This is a genomic window from Streptomyces sp. V1I1, assembly GCF_030817355.1.
Lineage (GTDB): Bacteria > Actinomycetota > Actinomycetes > Streptomycetales > Streptomycetaceae > Streptomyces.
The window spans coordinates 5,061,885-5,077,998 of the sequence record NZ_JAUSZH010000001.1 but is presented as its reverse complement, the minus strand read 5'-3'; the positions used below and the strand labels follow the sequence as shown (position 1 = coordinate 5,077,998).

Below are 16,114 nucleotides of genomic sequence, written 5' to 3'. Positions count from 1 at the left end.
ACGCTAGGAGCGGCGCGTTTCCGCCCCGGTGGCCCGAGGTGACCGGCGCGAAACCTTGCTCTCACCCGGCGGCCGACGCGTCTGTGAGCCGCCGGGCGTCACCCATGAGCGATATGTCGTCTTCAGGCAGCCAGTGGGCGGGATCACGGTCCAGCCAGCCCTCCTCCTCGGCCAGTCGCGCGGCGGCCGCCCGCAGCGCGTCAATGCCCGGGTGCCGGAGCCCGTTGCGCCACACCAAGGAGAGCGGCGACAGCGGCACGGGATCGACGACCGGGCGCAGCACGCTGTCCGGCATAGCCGGAAAATCGACGACCGCCAGGACCGGGTTGCGGGTCTTGGCCATCACCCGCCGGAACTCCTCGGCGCCGATGGCCACGGGCGCGGGCGGCGCGATGCGAATCCCCCGCCCGGCGAAGAGGCGGCGCGCCAGATCCGTCCACTCCAGGGTCCGCGGATTGCCCGCCCCCGCGTATACGTTCTCGCCCGCGAGCGCGTCCAGCGGGATGCGCGCCAGCCCGGCGAGCGGGTGGTCGTGCGGCAGCAGGACGGCCATCGGCTCGTACCGTACGGGCTGATGGGACAGGAGCGCCCGTACGGACGGTTCGAGCCCGGCGAAGCGCCCGAAGGAGACATCGAGCCGCCCGGCGACGATCTCGGCGGCGGCGCCGGTCAGCCCGCTCTCGAAGCGGGCCATCAGCTCGCACTCGGGGGCGATCTCCCGCGCCCGCGCCAGCACTCGGCCGGATGCCATGCCCTCGCTGTTGAGATCGACGAGCAGCGGCCGGGAGGTCCCCGCGGCGGCCGCCAGCAGATCGTCCTGGGCCGCCAGCACCCGCCGGGCGTACGGCAGCAGCCGCTCGCCGTCGGCCGTGAGGGTCACCTGCCGGGTGGTCCGTACGAACAACTCGGCACCCAACTCGCGCTCCAGCCGCCGGATATCGCGGCTGAGGGCCTGCTGCGCGACATACAGGCGGGCGGCGGCACGGGTGAAGTGCAGCTCGCCGGCGACGGCGACGAAGGCGCGGAGCAGGCGGGGGTCCATGTCTCGGGGCACGCCGTTGAACTTACAACACGAGTGCGTCAATGGCGTCGGAGCAGGTGTTGGACCGCGGGCGCTCAGCGCCGCGAGGGTAGCTGGATGCCGCAATCACCCGACTCCCCGCAGGCCACTGCCGCTGACGCCTGCGGCGGGCCTGTTCCCCACCCCGCCCCTTCCCGTAACTGGGGCTCCGCCCCAGACCCCGCGCCTCAATCGCCGGCGAGGCTTGAATTTCCCGCCGGTCGGCCTGAGAACTCAGGCCGACCGGCGTCTGGGGCAGAGGCCCAGTTCGGGGACGGGCGGGGTGGGGGAAAGCCCCGCAAGGCCGGGCCCCTCGCCCCGTACCGGCAACTCTTCGCGCCCCCCGGCGCCCCCGCCTTCACCGCGGGCAACCTCCTCGCCCGCCTCCCCATGGGCATGTTCAGCGTCAGCGCCGTCATCATGATCGCCGGATCGCGCGGCTCGTACGCCCTCGCCGGGGCCGTTACCGCGACCGGGCTCGGCGTCACCGCGCTGGTCGCGCCGTGGACCGCGCGGCTCGTGGACCGGTACGGGCAGGCCCGTATCGCCGTGCCCGCCACCGCGCTCGCCGCGCTCGGCTCGCTCGCCCTCCTGCTCTGCGTGCATTACGACGCGCCCGACTGGACGCTCTTCGCCGCGTACGCCGCGACCGCCACCACCCCCAATACCGGCGGCATGTCCCGCGCCCGCTGGGCCCACATCCACCGTGGGGACCCTGCCACGCTGCACACCGCGAACTCCTTCGAGCAGGCCGCCGACGAGCTGTGCTTCATGCTCGGACCGGTGCTCGCGGCGTTCCTGTGCGCCGCGCTCTTCCCGGAGGCGGGCACGCTCACGGGAGCGGTGCTGATGCTGACCGGCGTACTGATCTTCGCGGCCCAGCGCTCCACCGAGCCGCCGGTCACGCCCCGCCCGGCCGGGACCCCGCTCCCCGCTGCGTACGACCGGGATGGCGCCGCTGCTCGCCGTCTTCCTCGCCACCGGCGCGGTCTTCGGCGCGCTGGAGGTCACCACGCTCGCGTATCTGGACAACCCGGCGGCGGGGCTGCTGCTCGCGCTGCAGGCCGCCGGGTCGTGCGTGGCGGGCCTGCTGTACGGGGCGATGCGCCCCGCCCGCAGCCTGCCCGGCCGACTGGCCGCCTGTCTCGCCGCCATGACCGCCCTGATGACCCTGCCGCTGCTCGCCGCCCGCACGGGCTCGGTGGCCCTCCTCGCCGTCGCCCTGCTGCTGGCGGGCGCGGCGACCGCGCCGACGATGGTGACCGGAATGACCCTGGTCCAGCGGCTGACCCCGCAGAACAGCCTGAACGAGGGCATGACGCTCGCCGTCACCGCGATCCTCGGCGGCATCGCGGCAGGCTCGGCGACCGCGGGCTGGACGGTGGAGCACCTGGGCGCGGCGCACGGCTACGCCGTCCCGGCATCGGCGGCGGCGCTGGCCCTGGTGGTGGCCCTTGCGGTGGCAGGCACGACAAAGGCCCGGCTGTCGTGACAGCCGGGCCTTCGCCTCACATGGGATGAGTGGAGATGGCGGGAATCGAACCCGCGTCCAACGGTGCAGAATCAGGGCTTCTCCGAGCGCAGTTCGCTGCGATTTTCTCAGCCCCGGAGATCACGCGAACAAGTCTCCGACGGGCTCAGTCACTGTTTGATTTCCCTCTACGCCCCGTGACCGGGCTTAGAGGTTTAGTTCCCTAGCTGATGCCAGGATCCGGGTCGGGAACAGCCCCGGGCTGACACCCGAAGGCCTTCGCTAGCTGCTAATTAGGCAGCGAGCGCGAAGGCGCGGGAATCGCTCTTGGAATTGGCGATTATTGGTTGCGACATATGGTTAACGAGATCATTGCCGCTTCCTCGGCTCGCTTCCCCTGCTTCGACATCCGCTGTCGAAACCGATCATCCCCATGTTGAGTTTTCAATGCATGCACCCGCTGTGAGGTGCAGGTGCCATCGTACGTGACCAACGCACGACGGTGCCACCATATTCCGCTCGGTCGGGCGTCAGGCCCGCTGCCGCCGCTTCACCGCCGAGATCGCGCGGTCCGTCTCGCGCCGGTCCTGCTTCTCCCGCAGCGTCTGCCGCTTGTCGTACTCCTTCTTGCCCTTCGCCAGCGCGATCTCGACCTTCGCCCGGCCGTCCTTGAAGTACAGCACCAGCGGCACGATCGTGTGCCCCGTCTCCTGCGACTTCGACTCGAGCTTGTGGATCTCTGCGCGGTGCATCAGCAGCTTCCGCTTGCGCCGCGCGCTGTGGTTGGTCCACGTCCCCTGGGTGTACTCCGGCACGTGCACGTTGTGCAGCCACGCTTCGTGATCGTCGATCTGGACGAAGCCGTCCACCAGCGAGGCCCGTCCCTGGCGCAGCGACTTCACCTCGGTACCTGTCAGCACGAGACCGCACTCGTAGGTGTCGATGATGTGGTAGTCGTGCCGCGCCTTCTTGTTCTGCGCGATCAGCTTGCGCCCTTTTTCCTTAGCCATAGTGCGGCCATTTTCGCACTAAGACCCGCCCCCGAGGCCACTCAATACTGTCTGGGCCCGTTCCTCGGCCCTCTCGCTCGCTGCGAGGTCCGGGGTGATGCCCCGGCCGTCCACGCTGTGCCCGGCCGGGGTGCGGTAGTGGCCGACGGTCAGCTCGGCGACCGAGCCGTCGGGCAGCTGGCTGGGCATCTGGACCGAACCCTTGCCGAAGGTGCGCGATCCGACGGTGATCGCCCGGCCCCGGTCCTGCAGCGCCCCGGTGACCAGCTCGGCGGCGCTCATCGTGCCGCCGTCGACCAGGGCGACGACGGGTCTGACGGTGTCCCCGCCGGGCGGGGCGTACAGCGCGCGCTGCTCGCCCCGTATGTCGTACGTGGCGACCAGGCCGCCGTCCAGGAATGCGGAGGCGGCGGTGACGGCCTCGGTGACCAGGCCGCCCGCGTTGCCGCGCAGATCGAGCAGAACGCCGATGCCCGCAGGGGTGCCCCGGACCGCGTCCCGCACCTGCGTGCCCGCGCCCTTGGTGAAGGAGGCAACCTTGATCATGACGGCGCCGCCCGCCAGCTGCCGGACTGTGACCGCCTCGGTGGTCAGCGTGGTGCGCAGCAGCTTCTCGGTCCAGGCCCGGCCGTCGCGCTCCAGGCCCAGCGTGACCCTTGTACGGTCGCCGCCGCGCAGCAGCGCCACGACCTCGGTGACGGGGCGCTTGTCGACCGTGAGGCCGTCGATCGTACGGAGCCGGTCGCCGGCCCTGATGCCCGCCTTGGCGGCGGGGCCGCCGGGCTGGACCCTGGCGACCTCCACCCGCCCGTCGCCCGCCCGGCGCGCCCACAGGCCCACACCGGTGTACTCACCGTCGAGGGCCTGCTCGAACTCCTCGTACTCGCTCTTGTCGTACACCGCGCCCCAGCGGTCCCCGCTGCGGCTGACGACGTCCTCGGCCGCTTCCGTACCGGACTTGCCGTCGGCCATCGCCTCGGCAGCGGCACGGGCGACGTCGTCGTGGTCGACGGTCGCGGCGGCTGAGCGGGCCGAGAGGGGCGGAGCGTTCTTGTCGCGCGGCAGCGCGTTGGTGGCGGCCGCGGTGGCGAGAACGCTCGCAAAGACCAATGTCAGGGCCGCCCCGCGGCGGATGCGGCGGGGCCGAGGGCTGAACTCCGGGCCCGGCATGGCGAACACTCTAGGACAAGCGAAAGGCGCCGTACGGCGGTTGACCGCACGGCGCCAGGGGTGCTTGTCACACCTTGAGGTACTTGCGCAATGCGATGAAAGCAGCCATGGCGGGCATCAGCAGCCCGATCGCGATCACCAGCGGGAGCTTGGTGACCACCGCGTCCCAGCCGATGAAGTTGACCAGTTGCATCTTCTCGGACAGCGCCAGACCGTGGTCGATCAGGAAATACCGGCCCACGAGCAGCATGGCGGAGGCGACCACGCCGCCCAGCAGACCGGCGAAGGCGGCCTCCATGATGAACGGCATCTGGATGTAGAAGCTGGAGGCTCCCACGAGCCGCATGATGCCGGTCTCACGCCTGCGGCTGAACGCCGAAACACGCACGGTGTTGACGATCAGCATCAGCGCAATCACCAGCATCAGCGCCATCACGAAGAGCGCGGCGACATTCATGCCGTTCATCAGGGAGAAGAGGTTCTCCAGGATGTTGCGCTGGTCCTGGACGGACTGCACACCGTCCCGGCCCGCGAAGGCGGTCGCGACGACCTTGTACTTCTCCGGGTCGTCCAGTTTGACCCGGAACGACTCCTGCATCTGGTCCGGCGTGATGGTGGACGCGATGGGAGTGTCGCCGTACTGCTCCCGGTAGTGCTTGTACGCCTCCTCGGCCGACTCGCGGTGGACGGTGTCGACCACGTCCATCTTCTTGAGATCGGCTTCGATCTGCTGCTTCTGCTGGGCGGTTACGGCGCCCTTGGCGCACTTGGGAGACGTCGCCGCGTCGTTCTTGTTGCAGAGGAAGATCGAGACGTTGACCTTGTCGTACCAGAAGTCCTTCATCGTGCTGACCTGCTCGCGCATGAGCAGCGCACCGCCGAAGAGGGCGAGTGAAAGGGCTACGGAGACGATGACGGCGAAGGTCATCGTGAGATTGCGGCGGAGACCGACGCCGATCTCCGACAGTACGAACTGGGCGCGCATGGCGAGTCTTTCAGCCTTTCAGTCGTGTCGCTCTACGGGCTCAGTGCTGGTAGCCGTAAACGCCGCGTGCCTGGTCGCGTACGAGACGGCCCTTTTCGAGCTCGATGACGCGCTTGCGCATCTGGTCGACGATGTTCTGGTCGTGAGTCGCCATGATCACCGTGGTACCGGTCCTGTTGATCCGGTCCAGCAGCTTCATGATGCCCACGGAGGTCTGCGGGTCGAGGTTGCCGGTCGGCTCGTCCGCGATCAGCAGCATGGGGCGGTTGACGAAGGCCCGCGCGATAGCGACGCGCTGCTGCTCACCGCCGGAGAGCTCACCGGGCATCCGGTCCTCCTTGCCGCCGAGGCCGACGAGGTCGAGGACCTGGGGCACGGCCTTGCGGATCTCACCGCGCGGCTTGCCGATGACCTCCTGCGCGAACGCCACGTTCTCCGCGACGGTCTTGTTGGGCAGCAGCCGGAAGTCCTGGAAGACCGTGCCCAGCTGGCGGCGCATGTGCGGCACCTTCCAGTTGGACAGCCGGGCCAGGTCCTTGCCGAGGACATGCACCAGGCCCTGGCTGGCGCGCTCCTCGCGCAGAACCAGCCGCAGGAAGGTCGACTTGCCGGAACCGGACGAGCCGACGAGGAAGACGAACTCTCCCTTGGCGATGTCGAGTGAGACGTCGCGCAGGGCGGGGCGGCTCTGCTTGGGGTAGGTCTTGGAGACGTTGTCGAATCGGATCACGGGTGCACCACGGTCGGCCGGGAGTAGGTGTGCGTGACCTTACGCGAAGCGGACTGGCGCGCGCAGTCGACGCCATGAGTTGCGCATTTTGTCCCCTCATGGAAGGGGTGCAATCCGGCGGGGCGCGCCGAAACACGCGCGAGCTGGCACAGTGGTAGGGGAACAGTGGCGTTTCCCTGAGCGTTGTCGGGAGAGAACTGTGCTTACGGTCCGCGCCTGCGGCTCCGGCGCGCGGGAGGAGGAGAGCGCATGACCTACGACCGATTGGTGTGCGCCAACTGCGCGGCTCCGGTCACAGAGGGTCGCTGCCCGGTCTGCCGGGCGAACCGCGAGCGACTGCAGCAGCAGGGCCCCTTCGGCGGGCTGAGCCCGGTGGCGCTGCTGACCCTACTGGTGGTGTTGATCGCGGCCCTGGCACTGCTGGCCGCGCACCAGACCGCATAGGACGGCTTCAGGCATACGGAAGGGCCCGGGGTGCTCTAGCACCCCGGGCCCTTCCGCGTACTGCTACGCGCTGTGTCGCTTACCGCTTGTCGCCTGTCGCTCAGGCGACGGTGCGACCGCCACTAACGAGACGCGGCAGCATACGGAAGCCGATGCCACCGGCGATCATCGTCGCGGCACCGATGAGCAGGAAGGTGGTCTCGGCGGCGCCGGTCTCCGCCAGCTCCTCCTTGGCCTTGCCCTGCTCGACCGGCTTGGAGCCGGCGCTGTCGGTGTCGGTGTTGTCGGCGCACTCGGCACCGTCGAGGTCGACGGTGCAGGTGCCGACGTCGCCGTCATCGCCGTTTCCGTTGCCGTTACCCGGGTTCGTCGGGTCCTCGGACGGGTCGTCGGTCGGCTTGCCGGTGGGCTTGTCCGTCGGCTTGCCGGTCGGCTTGCCGGTCGGCTTGTCCGTGGGCTTGTCCGTGGGGACGTCGGTCGGGACATCGGTGGGAACATCCGTGGGGACGTCCGTCGGAACATCGGTCGGGATGTCGGTGGGGACATCCGTCGGAATGTCCGTCGGGATCTCGGTCGGGTCGGCGTCGATACCGATACCGGCGTCGATGCCACTCTCGTCGGCGTTGGCCGACACCTTGAGGGGACCGACGTCGATGCCGACACCGACGGCCGAGGCGGCGCCGGCGGCGGTCAGCGACGCACCGGCAGCGATCACCGCGCCGGCGGCTATTCGCGCCACACGGATCCGCGTCTTTTTGGTCATCTGGCTGCTACCCCCAGTAGCTAATCGTCAATGGAGCAGCGCCCGGGGCGACTTCGTGGGGGTGGTTCCGCTCTTCCCCATTCACACGCGCCCCAGAGATACGCATGCCGCGCGTCAGCTTTCCCAGTTTTCGCACTAGCGTCAAGGTCGTTGCGCGTGTGATGTCCGGTATGCGTGAGCTTGCCTGACCTGCGCGGATGCAACTGTGACATAAAAAGGGAACTGCCGCCCCGGGGGCGGCAGTTCCCTTGTCGACAAAGCGTCGTTTTACTTCTCCTGCTGCTTGCGCCAGCGAATTCCGGCCTCCAGGAAGCCGTCGATCTCACCGTCAAGTACCGCCTGCGGGTTGCCCACTTCGAACTCCGTACGCAGGTCCTTGACCATCTGGTACGGGTGCAGGACGTACGAACGCATCTGGTTTCCCCAGGAGTTGCCGCCGTCGCCCTTGAGGGCGTCCATCTTGGCCTGCTCCTCCTGACGGCGGCGCTCAAGCAGCTTCGCCTGCAGGACGTTCATCGCGCTCGCCTTGTTCTGGATCTGCGAGCGCTCGTTCTGACACGAGACGACGATGCCGGTCGGGATGTGCGTCAGACGCACCGCCGAGTCCGTGGTGTTGACGCCCTGACCGCCGGGTCCTGACGCGCGGTAGACATCGACGCGCAGCTCGGCCTCGTCGATCTCGATGTGGTCCGTCTTCTCGACGACGGGGAGCACCTCGACACCCGCGAAGGACGTCTGGCGGCGGCCCTGGTTGTCGAACGGCGAGATACGCACCAGGCGGTGGGTTCCCTGCTCGACGGAGAGCGTGCCGTAGGCGTACGGCGCCTTCACCACGAAGGTGGTCGACTTGATGCCGGCCTCTTCGGCGTACGACGTTTCGTAGACCTCGGTGGAGTGGCCGTGGCGCTCGGCCCAGCGCAGATACATACGCTGCAGGCGCTCGGCGAAGTCGGAGGCGTCGACGCCGCCGGCCTCGGCGCGGATGTTGACCAGCGCCTCGCGCTCGTCGTACTCACCGGACAGGAGCGTGCGTACTTCCATCTCGTCCAGCGCCTTGCGGACGTCGGTGAGCTCGGACTCTGCCTCGGCGAGGGTGTCCGCGTCGTCCTCGGTCTCGGCGAGCTCGAAGAGCACGCTCAGGTCGTCGATCCGGTTACGGAGCGCCTCGGTCTTGCGAAGCTCGGCCTGGAGGTGCGAAAGCTTGCTGGTGATCTTCTGCGCCGCCTCCGGGTCGTCCCAGAGGGACGGGGCCGCGGCCTGCTCCTCGAGCACGGCAATATCTGCCCTCATCTTCTCGAGGTCCAGGACGGCCTCGATCGACCCCATGGTCGAGGAGAGGGACTTCAGCTCTTCGGATACATCGACGACTGCCACGCGTCCAGCGTAACGGCTGGGCGCGACACCCCGACCCCCTAGGGTTCCGCGGGTGCCGACTGCTTCGAGTCCTGCGGGGGCGCGTCCGTGCCGTCGTCGCTCGTGGCCAGCCAGCCGCCGACGCCCACCGCAGCCGCCACCGCGAGCGCCGCGACACCCAGGGTGATGCGGCGCTTGCGGACCGCGTCGGACTTGTGACGGGCCGATCCCGGGCGCCGCTGGCCGGGAGTGCGAGGGGCGCGGGCCGTGCCGCGGGCGCCGCCCGCGAGCTCGTCCGGGGCCGGGACGCGCATCGAGGTGTGGGTGTCACGGTTGGAGTCCGCGGGGGCTGCGCCGGGGACGAGGGGGACGGCGCCGCGGCGGCGGGGTTCGCCGGGGGTGGCCGGCACCACGTCCTCGTAGGGCTCCGAGGGTGGCTCGGCGTCCGGCTCGTCGACGTCGAGCGGCGGCATGCCGGCGAGGAGCGGGAGCAGGTCGTGCAGGCGGGTAGCCAGCTCGGAGGCGCGCAGACGGGAGGCGGGGGCCTTCGCCAGGCACTGGACGATGAGCTGCCACAGCTCGTCGGGAATGCCCGGGAGGGGGACCACGGTCTCGGTGACATGGCGGCGCAGGACCGCGCCGGGGTGGCCGCCGCCGAAGGGCGTGAAGCCGGCGAGGAGCTCGTACAGCACGGTGGCGAGGGCGTAGATATCGACCGCGGCCCGGGGCGGCAGGCCCTCGACGATCTCCGGGGCGATGTAGTCGGGGGTGCCGATGATGCCCGACGGGTTCGGCGGGTTCTGCGGGTTCGCGCCGGTGGGGCGCAGCGCCTTGGTGCGGCGCGGGGTGTCGATCAGCTTGGCGACGCCGAAGTCGGTGAGCAGCGCCGGGTGGGATCCTGCGGGGCCGAGCGGGCCCTCCATGTCGAGAAGGATGTTCTCGGGCTTGACGTCGCGGTGGACGACCCCGGCGGCGTGCGCGGCGGCGAGGCCGTCGGCGACGTCCGCGATGATCGCGACCGCCGCCTCGGGGGCGAGTCGGCGCTCCCGGTCGAGACGGGTGCGCAGATCGGTGCCGCGGACGAGATCCATGACGAGCGCCAGGTCGTTGCCGTCGACGACGAGGTCGCGGACTCCGACGACCCTGGGGTGCTCAAGTCCGAGCAGGGCGGTGCGCTCCTGCACGAAGCGTCCGACCAGTTCCTGGTCTGATGCCAGGTCCTCACGCAACAGCTTGATGGCGACGGGGCCTTCGGGCCCCTCGCCGAGCCACACCGTGCCGGCGCTGCCCCGCCCCAGGATCTGGTGGGCCGTGTACCGGCTGCCGATATTCCGTGCCAAGACTGCTCCCTCAGCGGCTGGCGTTGCCCGCTGTGTCCACCCGGGGGACAACCCCCGGACCCCCGGCCCGAAAAGCAGGCCAGGCACCGTGACCGACGGGGACACGCGAGGCGCACCCGAGTAACGTACGCGGGCATCCGGGGGCTGTGTGCCCCGGATGGCGCCAACCTTCACTTCTGCGGGGGAAATCACCCCATGGAAGTCGACAAAGCTACTCAGTGGCTACTGCCCGGGGGCCGAGCCGGTGCCGGGGTCCGATGAGCCCGGGTCCGAAGCGCCGAGGTCCGAGATCCAGCCCGTCACCTTCGAGATGCCGTTGCCGATCGCCTCCCAGTAGCTCGTGCCCTGCGCGACCCAGTCCTGTAGCGGGGTGAGCTCCCAGATCAGCCAGCCCGCGACGAAGAACAGGACCACGGTGAACAGGCAGCCCTTGAGGCAGCCGAGGCCCGGGATCCGCATCGGGTTGGCGCTGCGCTGCCTCGGCTGGCGCGGCACGGGCTGCTGGGGCGGCGGCTGCGGAGGCGCGTACTGCTGTTGCTGCGGCGGTGGCGGAGCGTACCGCTGCGACTGCGGGCGCTGGGGGCGCTGGGACTGTGCCTGCGGTGCGTACTGCTGCTGCTGCTGCTGGCGCTGCGGCGGCTGCTGGGGCCGCTGCTGCTGGCGCTGCGGGCGACGGCGCAGCGGGTCCTGGCTCGGGTCGAGGTACTGGACCTGCGTCTGTTCGTTGCGGTCGCGCGCCGCCTGGAGCTGGGACTGCCAGGGGTGCGGATCCTCGGGACGCGGCGGGCCCGGAGGCACGGGGGGCATGGCCGCGGTCGGGTCGGCGCCGTTCGGCGGGGTGCCCGTCTGCTGCATGACGCTGGTCGCGCCATTGGGGTCGTACGCAGGGGGGTTGTACGCACCGGCGTTGCTCGGCAGCACCTGTGTCGGGTCGGCCTCGCCCGGGAGGCCGGGCACGGGGGCCGGCGACGGGTCGGGCGCCAGCAGCGCGGCGACCCCGAGTGCGGCCTCGACCTGAGCGGAGGACGAGTGCACGCCGATACCGGCCGCGACCGTGCGCAGCCCGCGGGCGAGGTTCTCGGCGCTGGGCCGCTCGGCGGGCTCCTTGCGCAGACAACGCTCTATGACCGTCCACAGCGGCTCGGGAACGGTGGTGGGGCGGCGCGGCTCCTCGCTCAGGTGGCGGTGGAGAACTTCGAGCGCGGTGCCGCCGGCGAACGGGGGCCTGCCGGTGGCCAGTTCGTACAGCAGGATGCCCGCGCCGTAGATGTCGACGGCGGAGGTCTGCGGGCGGCCCTCGGCGGACTCGGGCGCGACGTACGCGGGCGTGCCTACGAATTCGTGCGTACGGGTCAGGCCCGGGGAGTCCGCGAGGCGCGCGATGCCGAAGTCGGTGAGCATCGGGTGCATCTGGCCGTCGGCGTCGCTCTTGAGCAGGACGTTCGCGGGCTTGAGGTCGCGGTGGACGACGCCGTCGGCGTGGCTGGCGGCGAGCGCGTCCGCGATCTGGGCGGTGAGGAGGGACGCGGCGACCGGTGTGAGGGGGCCGTTGTCCCGGAGATAACGGTGCAGGTCGGGGCCGTCGACCAGGTCCATGACGAGCGCGAGGAGATCGCCCTCGACGACGAGGTCCCGGGTGCGCACGATGTTCGGGTGGGTCAGGCGGAGCAGGACGGAGCGCTCGCGCAGGAAGCGCATCACCACGTCCGCGTCGTTCGCCAGCTCCTCCTTGAGGACCTTGATCGCGACGGTCTCGCCGGGCTGGCCCGCCACGGCCGCCTCGGCGCCCGCGGTCTCCCGCTGGCTGGCTCGCCAGACGGTGCCCGTGGCGCCGCGCCCGAGGGGCTCCTCGAGCAGGTACTTGCTGCCTACCGGCCGCACGTCATGTGCTCCCTGCTGATCGTGGTCCTTGCGTGGTCCCCGGGACGCTGTGCCCTGTCCGGGTGTCCGACCCACTTTAGTGCCGCCGGACGGGACACCGGCCTGTCGTCCGTCCAGTTGCCTGTCCCGTTGTCCGTTTGTCCGTCCCCTCGCCTGCCCAGCGGTGTTCGAAGGAAAGACGCGGGCATCGTACGGATGGTTGCCGAACGGCCGTGCCGCGCACATCACTCCCGTTTCCGGATCAGATCCCAACCAGGCATTTTTACGTCCAGAGCCGACCATTCAAGATCACTTACCGGTGGTCCCCGGGCGTGTTGTCAGTGGCAGGTGCGAGGATGCCCTCAGCACGGAGTCGTGAGGGAGGGAGCCTCGCGCTGCGTGCCGACCTGCCGGGTGGGGGCGATCACAGGGCGGCTCCCCTGCCGGGTACCCCGCGCAGAAGGGATTGCTGACGGCGATGCAGATCCGGCTGACCGTCCTCGCGCCGTGCAGCGGGCAGTCCGCGGCCGCGGGACACGCTTATGCGGGACAGTCCTCAGCGAGACAAGGCTCCGCGGGACAGGCCTCTGCGGGGCGCGCGTGCGACGTGCTGATCACCGCGCCCGCCGGGACGGCGCTGGCCGCCGTGGCCTCCGGTCTGGCGGCGGCCGTCTCCGGCCCGGACGTCTCGGGCTCGGTCGTGCTGTACGCGGGCCAGGAGAGGCTCGACGCCCAGCGCCGCACCCTGGGCGAGCCGCCGCTGGTGGACGGCGCGGTGCTCTCTCTCCAGGTCCCCCGCGATGACGAGTCGCCGGTCGAGGACGCGTCCGCCCAGCTCCATGTGGTGGCGGGCCCGGACGCGGGCGGCGTCCATCTGCTGCACGGCGGCCAGATCATGATCGGCCGCTCCGCCGACACGGACGTGCCGCTGGACGACCCGGACGTCTCGCGGCTGCACTGCGCGGTCACGGTCGCCGAGGACGGGCGCGTCACGGTCGCGGACCTCGGCTCGACGAACGGCACGACGCTGGACGGCACACCGGTGAGCGCGCGCCCGGTCCGCCTGCACGCGGGCGCGCTGCTGCGCCTGGGCGAATCGACGCTCCGCCTGGCCCCGTGCGACCGGACGCCGGGCCTGGCCACGGCTCCGGACGGCGAGGGACACCTGCGGGTGACGCGGGGCACTGGCGCGGAAGGCCCTGACGGGCCGGCGGAATCGGGCGGCGGGTCGGCTGCGCATGCCTCCGGGCCGGGCGGCTCAGCCGCTGCAGGGTCGGGGCAGGGCGGTCTCGGCCGTGAGGGGTCGGCTCCGTACGCCTCCGGCGCGGCCGGTTCAAACCCCGGCGGCCCGGCACAAGACCCTCGCCGTCCCGACGGGCCGGCTCCGTACGGCACCGGCTCCGCCGGTCCGAAGGACGGCTCCGGCCCCGAGGCGTACGCCCCCGGAGGCTCCGGCCCCGACGCGTACGCCGCCCCGTACAACACCACCCCCCGCGTGCCCACCCAGTACGACCCCGATCCCTACGTCCCGTCCGCCCCCACCAGCACCGGCCAGGGCGACGCCGGGACGCTGTACCCGAGCCACCCCGCGGGCGGACCCCAGGGCGACGCCGTGCATGCCAGGGCCGCCGACGGTCAGGACGAGGCTCCCTCCGCCGGGCCCAAGGGGCATGGCACTCCCGCGCACGGGACCCGGCTGCCCCAGGGTGTCGGGCGCAGACGTGGCATAGGTGCCTGGGCGCGGCGGCTGGCCGGTGGGCGGGAGGAGCCCGTCGCCGAGGTCGCGCCGCAGCCCGGTCCGCCCCTCAGCGCCGGGCCCGTCGTCGAAAGCTGGCCCGACCCCGCCGCCGTCCTTCTCACCGCGCTCGGCCCCGGACCGCGGCTCTGGGAGCGCGGGCCCGGGCATCCCGAGTCACTCGTCGTGCGGCTCGGCACCGCCGACCGGGCCGAGCTGCCCGCCGTGCCGGTGACCGTCGGCCTGCGGGAGGCCGGTTCACTGGGGCTCGCGGGACCGCGGGCGCGGCTGGCCGGTCTCGCCAGGTCAGTCGTGGCCCAGCTCGCCGCGCTGCACTCGCCGGTGGACCTGGAGATCGTGCTGATCAGCACGGACCGGACCCGGAGTCTGGAGGAGCGCAGGGCCGAGTGGGCCTGGCTCGGCTGGCTGCCGCATCTGCGGCCCGCCCACGGCCAGGACTGCCGGCTGCTGCTCGCGTACGACCGGGACCAGGCCACCGCCCGCAGCGCGGAGCTCACCCGCAGGCTGGACGACGGCCCGCTCGGTCCCGGCTGGCCGAGCGCCGACCGCAGGTCCCTCGCCGAGGCCGCCGCGCGGCATGAAGGGGCCCGCACCGTCGTCATCGTCGACGGCGACCCGGGCTCGGCCGTGCTGCGCGAGACGACGGCCCGCCTCGCCGGCGCAGGCTCGGCCGCCGGGATCCATCTGGTCTGTCTGGCCGAGACCCCGGCCGCCTCGCCCGCGTCCCCGGTCGCCGCGACGTACGAGACGGCGTGCGCGGCCTCGCTCGCCTTTCGCGAGTGCGGGGCGGTCGCCCTGCTGAGCGGCGATGTGGCGACCGCGCTGCGCCTGATGCGTACGGCCGACGGGCAGCCCGCCGGGCACGGCACGGTCGGCGCGGTGGACGCGGTGTCGGCGGCCTGGGCGGAGCGCTTCGGCCGCGCGCTCGCACCCCTGCGCGCCGAGGGCGGGAGCACGGGCGCTCACCCGGGCAGGGCCGTGGCGCTGCCCCGGTCCGCGCGGCTCCTCGACGAGCTGGGCCTGGCCCGCGCCACGCCCGCATCGCTGATGGCACGCTGGGCGTCCGCGGGCGACGGCACCGCCGTGCTCGGCGCGGGTCCGTACGGCCCGCTGGCCGTCGATCTGATCGAAGAGGGCCCGCATCTGCTGATCGAGGGCCCGGCCGGCAGTGGCCGTACCGAGCTGCTGCGTTCCGTCGCGGCCTCGCTGGCCGCCGCGGGCCGCCCCGACCGGCTCGGCCTGCTGCTTGTCGACGGCGCGGGCGGCGAGCGCGGCGAAGGGCTCGCCGCCTGTGCGGAACTCCCGCACGTCACCGAGCACTTGGTGGCCTCCGACCCGGTCCGGATGCGGGCCTTCGCGCAGGCGCTGGGGGCCGAGCTGAAGCGCCGGTCCGAGTTGCTCGGCAGCGTGGGCTTCGCCGAGTGGCACACGCAGCGCGAGCTGGCCAACCGGATGGTGGGCCAGCGCCCGCCGAGCGCCGCCGAGCAGCGCGGCGACCTGGACTCTTCTTCCAGCGGAACGCTCCGGCTGCGCCCCGGCGCTCGTACGAAGGCGCAGGGGCCCGCCCCGCTCCCCCGGCTCGTCGTGCTGGTGGACGACTTCGACGCGCTGGTCGCCCCGGCGCTCGGCAGCCCCGGACGCCCCGCGGCCGGTTCGGTCGTACGGGCGCTGGATGCCATTGCCCGCGACGGTGAGCGGCTCGGCGTACATCTGGTGGCGACATCCGCCCGCCCCGACCGCACCGCGGACACGGAGCTCACTCAGGGCGCGCGGCTGCGCGTCGTGCTGGACGCGCCGCCCGCCTCGCCGGGACCGGAGGACCCCGCTCCGGGTCGCGGCAGGCTCGGCCATCCGGACGGCCGGGTGACGCCGTTCCAGAGCGGCCGGGTCACGGGACGCATTCCGCGTACGGCGACCTTGCGTCCCACTGTGGTGCCGCTCGAGTGGGAGCGGATGGGCGATCCGCCGACCCGTCGTCCCGTACGTGAACTGGGCAATGGCCCAACGGACCTGGCGCTCTTGGCCAGTGCCCTGGAGCGAGCTGCACGATCGGTGGACGCGGCTCCGGTTCCGCCGCTGACTCCGGCCCGCCCCTGACCGGCGGCACGGATCCAGGCTTTGACCTGACATCACGTCACAAGGGCATCACAAAAGGCTTGTTGACGCCTGGTG

At 71.5% G+C, this 16,114-nt stretch carries 11 protein-coding genes, 1 other RNA gene and 1 pseudogene; 3 read left to right on the top strand and 10 right to left on the bottom strand.

Annotated elements, in window-relative coordinates:
* Positions 1 to 61: 61 nt before the first annotated feature.
* Complete coding sequence (locus QFZ67_RS23835; RefSeq protein WP_307665945.1) at positions 62 to 1,042, bottom strand: LysR family transcriptional regulator; 981 nt, start codon at positions 1,040 to 1,042, stop codon at positions 62 to 64.
* A 96-nt stretch (positions 1,043 to 1,138) separates the two neighbouring features.
* On the opposite strand from QFZ67_RS23835, the pseudogene QFZ67_RS23830 reads away from it, so the two are divergent.
* Positions 1,139 to 2,552 (top strand): annotated as a pseudogene (locus QFZ67_RS23830) (MFS transporter).
* Between the two features lie 27 nt (positions 2,553 to 2,579).
* On the opposite strand, the gene ssrA reads toward QFZ67_RS23830, so the two are convergent.
* The 5 genes from ssrA to ftsE all read right to left on the bottom strand — a co-directional run bounded on the left by ssrA (position 2,580) and on the right by ftsE (position 6,426).
* Positions 2,580 to 2,964: a transfer-messenger RNA gene (gene ssrA / locus QFZ67_RS23825) on the bottom strand.
* 97 nt (positions 2,965 to 3,061) lie between these two features.
* Complete coding sequence (gene smpB, locus QFZ67_RS23820; protein WP_307663104.1) at positions 3,062 to 3,541, bottom strand: SsrA-binding protein SmpB; 480 nt, start codon at positions 3,539 to 3,541, stop codon at positions 3,062 to 3,064.
* An 18-nt stretch (positions 3,542 to 3,559) separates the two neighbouring features.
* Entirely contained in the window at positions 3,560 to 4,711 is a 1,152-nt protein-coding gene (locus tag QFZ67_RS23815; RefSeq protein ID WP_307663103.1) for a S41 family peptidase, read from the bottom strand.
* Positions 4,712 to 4,778: 67 nt separating this feature from the next.
* Positions 4,779 to 5,696 (bottom strand): permease-like cell division protein FtsX, encoded by a 918-nt coding sequence (ftsX, locus tag QFZ67_RS23810; RefSeq protein ID WP_307663102.1) that lies wholly within the window; start codon positions 5,694 to 5,696, stop codon positions 4,779 to 4,781.
* 40 nt (positions 5,697 to 5,736) lie between these two features.
* On the bottom strand, positions 5,737 to 6,426 hold the full coding sequence (ftsE, locus tag QFZ67_RS23805; RefSeq protein WP_266475950.1) for a cell division ATP-binding protein FtsE: 690 nt from the start codon (positions 6,424 to 6,426) through the stop codon (positions 5,737 to 5,739).
* Between the two features lie 249 nt (positions 6,427 to 6,675).
* Between ftsE and QFZ67_RS23800 the strand changes: the two genes are divergently transcribed.
* Positions 6,676 to 6,870: a hypothetical protein gene (locus QFZ67_RS23800; protein WP_307663101.1), complete on the top strand. Its 195-nt coding sequence runs from the start codon at positions 6,676 to 6,678 to the stop codon at positions 6,868 to 6,870.
* Between the two features lie 100 nt (positions 6,871 to 6,970).
* On the opposite strand, the gene QFZ67_RS23795 is transcribed toward QFZ67_RS23800, so the two are convergent.
* The 4 genes from QFZ67_RS23795 to QFZ67_RS23780 form a co-directional block, all read right to left on the bottom strand.
* Entirely contained in the window at positions 6,971 to 7,633 is a 663-nt protein-coding gene (locus QFZ67_RS23795; protein WP_307663100.1) for a PT domain-containing protein, read from the bottom strand.
* A gap of 267 nt (positions 7,634 to 7,900) precedes the next feature.
* A complete protein-coding gene (gene prfB / locus QFZ67_RS23790; protein ID WP_307663099.1) occupies positions 7,901 to 9,007 on the bottom strand; it encodes a peptide chain release factor 2 in 1,107 nt (368 codons plus the stop codon).
* Between the two features lie 38 nt (positions 9,008 to 9,045).
* Positions 9,046 to 10,326 carry a serine/threonine-protein kinase gene (locus tag QFZ67_RS23785; RefSeq protein WP_307663098.1) on the bottom strand — a complete coding sequence of 427 codons (1,281 nt, stop codon included), beginning with the start codon at positions 10,324 to 10,326 and terminating at the stop codon, positions 9,046 to 9,048.
* 222 nt (positions 10,327 to 10,548) lie between these two features.
* Entirely contained in the window at positions 10,549 to 12,207 is a 1,659-nt protein-coding gene (locus QFZ67_RS23780; RefSeq protein ID WP_307663097.1) for a serine/threonine-protein kinase, read from the bottom strand.
* A gap of 457 nt (positions 12,208 to 12,664) precedes the next feature.
* Here QFZ67_RS23780 and QFZ67_RS23775 point away from each other — a divergent pair, with 457 nt between their 5' ends.
* Complete coding sequence (locus QFZ67_RS23775) at positions 12,665 to 16,039, top strand: FHA domain-containing protein (RefSeq protein ID WP_307663096.1); 3,375 nt, start codon at positions 12,665 to 12,667, stop codon at positions 16,037 to 16,039.
* The last annotated feature ends 75 nt before the right edge of the window (positions 16,040 to 16,114 follow it).

Excerpts from the sequence above, each read along its gene's own strand:
- QFZ67_RS23795 (WP_307663100.1), bottom strand. The coding sequence starts at position 7,633 with ATGACCAAAAAGACGCGGATCCGTGTGGCGCGAATAGCCGCCGGCGCG.
- QFZ67_RS23775 (WP_307663096.1), top strand. The coding sequence starts at position 12,665 with ATGCAGATCCGGCTGACCGTCCTCGCGCCGTGCAGCGGGCAGTCCGCG.
- QFZ67_RS23800 (WP_307663101.1), top strand. The coding sequence starts at position 6,676 with ATGACCTACGACCGATTGGTGTGCGCCAACTGCGCGGCTCCGGTCACA.
- ftsX (WP_307663102.1), bottom strand. The coding sequence starts at position 5,696 with ATGCGCGCCCAGTTCGTACTGTCGGAGATCGGCGTCGGTCTCCGCCGC.
- QFZ67_RS23835 (WP_307665945.1), bottom strand. The coding sequence starts at position 1,042 with ATGGACCCCCGCCTGCTCCGCGCCTTCGTCGCCGTCGCCGGCGAGCTG.
- QFZ67_RS23815 (WP_307663103.1), bottom strand. The coding sequence starts at position 4,711 with ATGCCGGGCCCGGAGTTCAGCCCTCGGCCCCGCCGCATCCGCCGCGGG.
- smpB (WP_307663104.1), bottom strand. The coding sequence starts at position 3,541 with ATGGCTAAGGAAAAAGGGCGCAAGCTGATCGCGCAGAACAAGAAGGCG.